Source organism: Exiguobacterium qingdaonense, from assembly GCF_018617855.1.
Lineage (GTDB): Bacteria > Bacillota > Bacilli > Exiguobacteriales > Exiguobacteriaceae > Exiguobacterium > Exiguobacterium qingdaonense.
Map to the genome: position 1 here is coordinate 1 of NZ_JACSKY010000023.1, position 5,557 is coordinate 5,557.

The following is a 5,557-nucleotide window of genomic DNA, read 5'->3' on the forward strand; positions in this document are numbered from 1 at the left end:
TGGGGGCAGAACGCCTCAAGAAACCGAGAACCACAAAAAAGGACGAACCAGGTCGCAAGAGGCGACCTGGTTCGTCAACAAGCTGAAAAGGACCTCAATTTTTGAGGTCCTTTCGTCTGTCTTACATTTCTTCCGGAGCTTCGACACCGAGTAAACGGAGTCCTTCCGTCAATACGAGCGTCACGGCTTTGACGAGCGCGAGACGTGATTGTTTGCCCGCATCGTCTTCAAGGACGCGGACGTGACCGTAATACTTGTTGAACGCTTGTGCGAGGTCAATTACGTAACGGCTGATAATCGATGGTTCGCGGCGTTCATGCGCACGGGTGATGACATGCGGGAACGCGTTGAGCATCGTGACGACACCCCATGAGTGGTCATCGTCTGCACCCGTGAACGGTGAGCCGTCATAGTTTCCTTTGCGGAGGAGTGAGTTCGCACGGGCATTCGTGTACTGGACGTAAGGTCCTGTCTCTCCTTCGAACTTCAGCATGCTATCGAGATCGAATTCGATGTTGTTGATCCGTTCGTTCTTCAAGTCGTGGAAGACGACCGCACCGACACCGACCATGCGGGCAACGTCTGATGCGTTCGCAAGGTCCGGGTTCTTCTGCTCGATGTTCGCTTGCGCTTTCTCAATCGCTTCTTTCAACACTTCCTCAAGAAGGACGATACGCCCTTTACGCGTCGACATCTTCTTCCCTTCTTGCAAGATCAAGCCGAACGGCACGTGATGCATGCCATCGACGAAGTCATATCCAAGCTTACGAAGGACCGAGAAGAGTTGTTTGAAGTGAAGCGCCTGTTCGCCACCGACGACATAGTTCGCTTGCACGAAGTTGTACGTCTCGTAACGATAGATCGCTGCTGCCAAGTCGCGTGTCGCATAAAGTGTCGCGCCATCTTTCTTCTTGATTAGGCAAGGAGGCAAATTCTCGTCTTCAAGCGAGACGACCATCGCGCCTTCGCTTTCGACTAAGAGATTTTTCTCTTCAAGCATCTGAACGACACGTCCCATTTTGTCGTTATAGAACGCCTCTCCATTGAAGCTCTCAAATTTCACACCGAGGAGATCATATACTTTTTGGAATTCTTTAAGTGACTCGTCACGGAACCATTGCCACAGCTCGGTCGCTTCCGCGTCACCTTCTTCAAGTTTTTTGAACCAGGCACGACCTTCATCTTCGAGTTCCGGTTGTGTCTTCACCTCTTCATGGAAGTGGACGTACAACTTCAAGAGTTCTGCGATCGGGTTGGCACGTACCGCTTCCTCATCGCCCCATTTTTTATATGCGACCATCAGTTTTCCGAACTGTGTACCCCAGTCCCCGAGGTGGTTGATGCCGACGACATCGTATCCATTTTTGCGTGCGATTTGGTTGATTGCATTTCCGATCACGGTCGAACGTAAGTGACCCATCGAGAACGGCTTTGCAATGTTTGGTGACGAAAAGTCCGTTACAATCGTCTCATTGCGCGTTACGTGCGTCGCATATTCCGACTTCTCATCGAGTACCGTGTTAATAATCTCTTGTGACACGACGTCACGGCTCAAGAACACGTTGACGTAAGGTCCAGCCGCCTCGACTTTTGTGAACAGTTCATCGTTCAAGTCATTTGCGATCTCTGTCGCAATCATGACCGGTGCTTTCCGGTAGGCCTTCGCCAATTGGAAACATGGAAAGGCAAGGTCGCCGTGCGCCTCGTGTTTCGGTTTCTCAATCAATGCTTCAATTTGGTCAATCGTCAGTTCTTCTCCGATGACACGTGATAACGCTTCTGCATACTTGCGCTCATAACTCATTTGTATGTCCTCCTTCTTGGATTGCAACTCATAAAAAAAACGCCCTTTGCATAGATGCAAAGAGACGGGAATTCCCGCGGTACCACTCTTCTTGCCTGCATGATGCAGACCGCTTTACGGTGATAACGGTTCCCTCCGGCTATGCCTACTCATTTCGGATAGCATCTCAAAAGTGCGTTTCGCGACGCTTGTCAGCCCGGGCTCTCACCAATCCCCGAATCGCTTTATTGACTAAATCATCGTTACTCTCTTTTTCATCGACATTCGTCTATGCGGTTGAAAAGCAACTTCATTATAGAGGATATTCCCTGTATACTCAATGCTAGAATTCAATCATGTTTGACGAAAGGCAGGACTCGTACGAAATTATGACGAATCTTTACTATTGTATCTTGAAATGTCCCATGCTAGGAGGGAACACATGAATCATTTCCGCAAAATGTCCATGCTCGGTTGGAGTATATGGAGTATTTTATTCATCTTCACCATCGGATTATTTTCAATAGACGTTTTGCACGCCCCGGCTATTGATCCACTGTCGTTCGTTTTGATTTCGCTACTCGTCATCATTTTTCAACTCGACTCGATCGAAGTCAAAGGTGTATACTTCACATTCTCTGAAAGCATCGTATTAATCTTATTTTTATTCTTTGGGTTTGAGACAGCACTCATCGTCAACCAGATCGGATTATTCGTTTTTCAGTTCGCCAACTTGAAGCCAAGAGTCGCGATTCGCCGTTTTCGGTTCACCTATCCTTGGAATGCCGTGACAGCATATTTAGAAATCATCATCCCGGCGGCTGTCTATCTCGCACTCGGGGGAGAAACAGGTCTCGACTTCTATTCGCAAGAGTCATTCCTGCCGCTCTTAGGGCTGTTCCTGACCATCTTCTTAAATACCGTATTCCAAAAATATCAGGTGAGATGGTGGTTCCGCGTCGATATCGCGTTGAGTGACTTTTTGAAGATTGCCTTTTACACATACGTCGTCAGCCTCATCTTCATCCTAGCGGCCGCCTTGTTTCGGGAGACGAACTTACTCGTTGTCAGTAGTATCGCCGCAGCGTTGACGTTCTTTATTAAGCGACTTCTCATTCAAAAGGAGCGTCAAGATGCGTTTAAAACGTTGATTGAACAATATGATGAGGCCAAGGAAGCCGTTTCTTTGTCACAGAGCGAGGCACAGGCCATCGAAGTGTTCTTGAGTCAATGCGAGCAACTGAACCATTATGATGAAGGGTATGTCGAGTTCAAGCTATTCGATCGCACACTATATTTCGACTTAAAGACACGTCAACCGATTAATCGACCGACCGTATTTACACTGCTCGATCATAGCCAACCCATCGAACCGATCCTTGATTACGAGATGCGATTCGAATGGGATGCTTCACTCTCTGACGTGTTCAATGACGACTACCACAGCTTTGTTTCAATCCGTTCGGAAGAGATTGAAGGAATCCGTACATGGATTGTCATGACCGGAGAATCCGTGTACGGTTATCCAAAAGTGATCCAGCACGAGATCATCAAGTTGTTGAAGTCGTTCAACCGGACCATCAGCCGTTGTCATGAACGTGACCGTCTCTATACCGAGAGTCGGACAGATAGTTTGACACTTCTCGCCAATGCGCGTGCATTTTATGAATACGGAATTCAACAAATATCCGACCGTTCGATGTATCCGATTTCGGTCGCCATGCTCGACATTGATTTTTTCAAAAAAATCAATGATACGTATGGACACCAAGTCGGGGACCAGGTGTTACAAGAGTTCGGACGTCGGATTCGGCAAGTGCTTCGTTCCGATGATTTCGCCGCCCGTTATGGTGGTGAAGAATTTATTCTATTGCTCAACCATTGCGATATGAATCAAGCGACTGAAGTCGCAGAACGCATTCGTCATCAAATCGAGGCGAAACCGTTTCTTGTCGACCACCATGAGATTTCTGTGACCGCATCGATCGGTGTGGATACAATTGATGCGTTCGGAAATAAGCGTTTAGACGATACGATTCGAAATGCGGATCGCGCGCTTTATGTCGGCGGAAAATACGCGGGACGCAACCGTGTGGCGCACTTCAACAATTTAACGACCTAAACTCCCCCTTCTCACATCGAATTGGGGAGTTTTTAAGTTGACAAGCGGATTCGAAACAGGTACGTTAGGGAACGTGTTTGATAATTGAATCATGACTTTTTATCGAGAGAGACGGAGGGACTGGCCCGATGAAGTCTCGGCAGCGGGGAACCTGTGCCAAATCCAGTGAGCATATGCTCGGAAGATGAAAAGGGTATTTCGCACGAAGGGCCTTTTTCTCAGAAAAAGGTCCTTTTATTTTTTTAGTGAGGTGATTAACTTGGAACAACCGACAGCGAACAAATGGGCACTCTTGCCGTTATTTGTCTTTCTGCTCTTTTTCATCGGAGCAGGAATCTATTACGGAGACTTTTATAAGTTTCCGGTCCTCGTTGCCGCCATCATCGCATTGATGGTTGCAGCATTCATGACAAAAGGAAGTACTACACAAACTGTAGAGCGCATCGCGCAAGGAGCCGGTAACCCGGGTATCATCATTATGATTTTCATCTTCTTACTGGCTGGCGCATTTTCGTCGGTAGCGGAAGCAATCGGAGCAATCGATGCGACGGTCAACGCCGCATTGACACTGTTACCGCCCTCGCTTCTCCTGAGCGGGCTATTCGTCATTGCCGCCTTCATTTCAATGGCGATGGGAACGTCGACCGGGACGATTGCGGCACTCGCACCGATTGCCCTCGGTATTCATGAAGAGAGCGGTGTCAATGTCGCCATCGCTGCTGCAGCCGTTGTCGGGGGAGCGATGTTTGGAGACAACCTCTCGTTCATCTCGGACACGACGATTGCCGCCGTCCGGACGCAACGGACGAATATGCGTGATAAATTCCGCACAAACTTCTGGATCGTGTTACCGGCTGCCATCATCACGACGATTTTACTCGCTGTCTTGTCAAACGGTGAATCGACGGTCGACGTCGCCGCGTTCGAATGGTATAAACTGATTCCATATCTCGCTGTCATTGGACTGGCGTTAACAGGACTGAACGTCATTTTAGTTCTGATAGGTGGCATCACACTCACTGGGATCATTGGGCTTTTCGATGGCACCCTATCTGTCACGGCGTTTGTGACAGCCATTGCGGACGGGATGATTGGCATGGCTGAAATTTCATTCCTGACATTACTCATGGGTGGACTCGTCGGGCTCATCTCGCACAATGGAGGACTCACGTATTTGCGTGATGCCTTGACGTCACGGATTCAAAAACGTGCCGGTGCCGAGTGGAGTATCGCCGGTCTTGTCAGTGCGACGAACGTAGCGACGGCGAACAATACGATTTCCATTCTTGTAGCCGGACCACTTGCCGCGAACATCGCGGACGAATATGCGATCGAACGGAAGAAATCAGCAAGTGTGCTCGACATCTTCTCATGTGGGGTACAAGGGATTCTCCCTTATGGGGCGCAACTCCTGATTGCCGCTGAACTGACGAAAACCGCATCGCCGGACCTCGTCCCGTTCATGTTCTATCCGTTTCTCCTCTTTATTTGTGGAGGAATCGCCATCGCGTTTAACTTCCCTCGTTTCAAAAAACAATCATAAGCAAAAACACCCCTTTCTTTTGAACTGCTCCCCGTCAAGTAGACAGGGCAAATAATAAAAACCAAACTAGGCGGCTTGAGACCTGTATTCGACAGGGCTCAAGCCGTTT

At 48.6% G+C, this 5,557-nt stretch carries 3 protein-coding genes, 1 riboswitch and 1 other annotated feature; of the genes, 2 read left to right on the top strand and 1 reads right to left on the bottom strand.

Annotated features, from left to right (window positions below):
• Positions 1–121: 121 nt before the first annotated feature.
• On the bottom strand, positions 122–1,804 hold the full coding sequence (argS, locus tag KNP00_RS13910) for an arginine--tRNA ligase (protein WP_215146273.1): 1,683 nt from the start codon (positions 1,802–1,804) through the stop codon (positions 122–124).
• Between the two features lie 57 nt (positions 1,805–1,861).
• Positions 1,862–2,071 (bottom strand) — a binding site (T-box leader).
• Positions 2,072–2,225: 154 nt separating this feature from the next.
• On the opposite strand from argS, the gene KNP00_RS13915 reads away from it, so the two are divergent.
• A complete protein-coding gene (locus KNP00_RS13915) occupies positions 2,226–3,905 on the top strand; it encodes a GGDEF domain-containing protein (RefSeq protein ID WP_215146275.1) in 1,680 nt (559 codons plus the stop codon).
• A gap of 96 nt (positions 3,906–4,001) precedes the next feature.
• Positions 4,002–4,096: riboswitch (SAM riboswitch) on the top strand.
• Positions 4,097–4,164: 68 nt separating this feature from the next.
• On the top strand, positions 4,165–5,448 hold the full coding sequence (locus KNP00_RS13920) for a Na+/H+ antiporter NhaC family protein (protein ID WP_215146277.1): 1,284 nt from the start codon (positions 4,165–4,167) through the stop codon (positions 5,446–5,448).
• Positions 5,449–5,557: the final 109 nt, after the last annotated feature.